The sequence below is a fragment of the Thermogutta sp. genome, from assembly GCF_039793925.1.
Lineage (GTDB): Bacteria > Planctomycetota > Planctomycetia > Pirellulales > Thermoguttaceae > Thermogutta.
The window spans coordinates 1-2,136 of the sequence record NZ_JBAMME010000251.1 but is presented as its reverse complement, the minus strand read 5'-3'; the positions used below and the strand labels follow the sequence as shown (position 1 = coordinate 2,136).

General features: G+C 52.2%; 2 protein-coding genes. Both read right to left on the bottom strand.

Annotated features, from left to right (window positions below; genetic code table 11):
• Nucleotides 1-58: 58 nt before the first annotated feature.
• Nucleotides 59-1,207, bottom strand: a complete 1,149-nt coding sequence (rffA, locus tag ABJK56_RS12085; RefSeq protein WP_347244922.1) for a dTDP-4-amino-4,6-dideoxygalactose transaminase — start codon at nucleotides 1,205-1,207, stop codon at nucleotides 59-61.
• Nucleotides 1,194-2,136, bottom strand: a 943-nt coding sequence (locus ABJK56_RS12080; protein WP_347244921.1) for a hypothetical protein, incomplete at its 5' end; no start/stop codon positions are given. The genes ABJK56_RS12080 and rffA, both read right to left, overlap by 14 nt.

Below are 2,136 nucleotides of genomic sequence, written 5' to 3'. Positions count from 1 at the left end.
TGCTATCCCATTCAAGCACCTTGGGTAACATGAAATGAACCGCCCAAAGTACAAATGGCTACGGGCAGCTAGACGCAAGGGACCGACAAAATGTCCTCACGAGGTGTGCAACATATTCCTGCTGTTCGCTGGAGAGCTCGTAGTACATAGGCAGCCTAATGAGGCGTGATGCTAAGTCTTCCGTCAAAGGCAAATCCTCCGACCTATATCCCCACCTGCGCCCCATGGGAGATGAATGGAGCGGCACATAATGAAAAATGGCAAGGACGCCGTTATCGCGGAGGTGGCGCAACATTTCGTCCCTTTCCTCGGCCGTGCGCGTCAGAATATAAAATAAATGATAGTTGCTCTGACACTCCGGCGGAATATGAGGCACTCGTAGCAGGCCCGCCTCTGCAAGAGGATGGAGGCTGGTCCAATAGTACTCATAAATCTCTCGTCGGCGGGTAGTGATCGAATCCAGGCATTCCAGTTGACCCCATAAAAAGGCGGCGAGAATCTCCGCCATCACGTATGATGAGCCCACGTCCACCCAGGTGTATTTGTCCACCTCACCACGGAAAAACTTTTGCCGGTTCGTTCCCTTGTCGCGGAGGATCTCCGCCCGCTCGATAAACCGCTCATCATTGATGCACAGCGCCCCACCTTCGCCACAAATATAGTTCTTCGTCTCGTGAAAGCTATAGCACCCAAGGTGGCCAATAGAACCTAGTGCACGTCCCTTGTAGAACGCATTAACACCCTGGGCGGCATCTTCCACGACGAGTAAATTATACCGCCGAGCAATATCCATGATGGTGTCCATTTCGCAGGCGACCCCTGCATAATGGACCGGCACAATGACGCGGGTTCGCGGCGTGATGGCGGCCTCGATCTTGGTTTCATCGATATTGAGAGTATCGGGACGAATATCGATAAAGACTGGCCGAGCTCCCACCCGCACAAAGGCGCTCGCGGTGGACACAAAAGTATAGGAGGGCATAATGACCTCGTCGCCCGGCTGCAGGTCGCAAAGCATAGCGGCCAGCTCAAGGGCCGCTGTGCCCGAGGGAACCATCAGCACCTTTTTGATGCCGAACCGCTCTTCCATGAAGCGGCTACACGCCTTGGTGAAATACCCGTCGGCCGCAATATTGCCCATCGTCACCGCCTGGGCAATGTAGTACAGCTCCTTCCCGGCGATAAAGGGCTTATTAAAGGGAATCATCGGCAATTCTTGTCTCCTGTTTCTTGGTCGTAAGGCGTATCAAAGCATATCGGCAGTTGTAAAAGACAAGCTGTGTGTTGTTAAAGTGAGTTGTTAGAAGTTCCTTGTTGTCACTTGAAGGTCTCTCCACCACAATAACCCTTGCGCCCAAAAATTTGGCCCAGTCGATTGTCGCAGAGATGCGCTGATCGAATGACTCCAAGCCCATGATGTAGTTATAAGTTCTGGTATTTTCTTTCCACATTTTTGCTTGAGTCAGAGAAGTCATGCTTGGGACGTCCTTGGTTGCGAAGGCGAGAGATCTTAAAGCGCTGTACCGAATGACAAGCGGATCCGCCATTGCGGCAACAATCGGTTCCTCTCGCTGGACATCCCTTTTGATTGCACTTACCAATTCGACGACTTGGCTGTTGGCGGAAGGCACTTGCTGCATGGCCTTGACCATACGCGAAAGCCTAGGCAAAGTCAAAATTACTACTACAACCCCAATTATAGAAAGGATTGCGGCAACGAACACTTTCCTTCGCGGGAGTCGGAGACTTCGCCACAAACAGCGCGCTCCCATCAACGCGATGATGTAGGACCGGGGAATGATATATCTCGCCGCACGCGGCAATTCCCCCTTAAAAACGGCGCCTCTCAAAGGCGGCGCAGCCAGTTCGAATAGGAGCGGGATAAGCACGGCCGCTGTAGCGAGGCCGAAAACTGCTCCCATTGCAAAATTCCGGAATACTTCTACCTCCCGATCACGGCATCGCCTCGTCATGACCCATCCGCCGATTAGCAACGGAACAAAGCCATAACAGATATACGGGCGCGTAAAGTACTCCAAGAGCGTTTTCGAAGGTGAAAGGTAAGCCCCAGTAAATCGCTCCTCAACAATATGCGATAACTCGGCAATTTCGATAGGTTTAATACCCCCGACATGC

Excerpts from the sequence above, each read along its gene's own strand:
- rffA (WP_347244922.1), bottom strand. The coding sequence starts at position 1,207 with ATGATTCCCTTTAATAAGCCCTTTATCGCCGGGAAGGAGCTGTACTAC.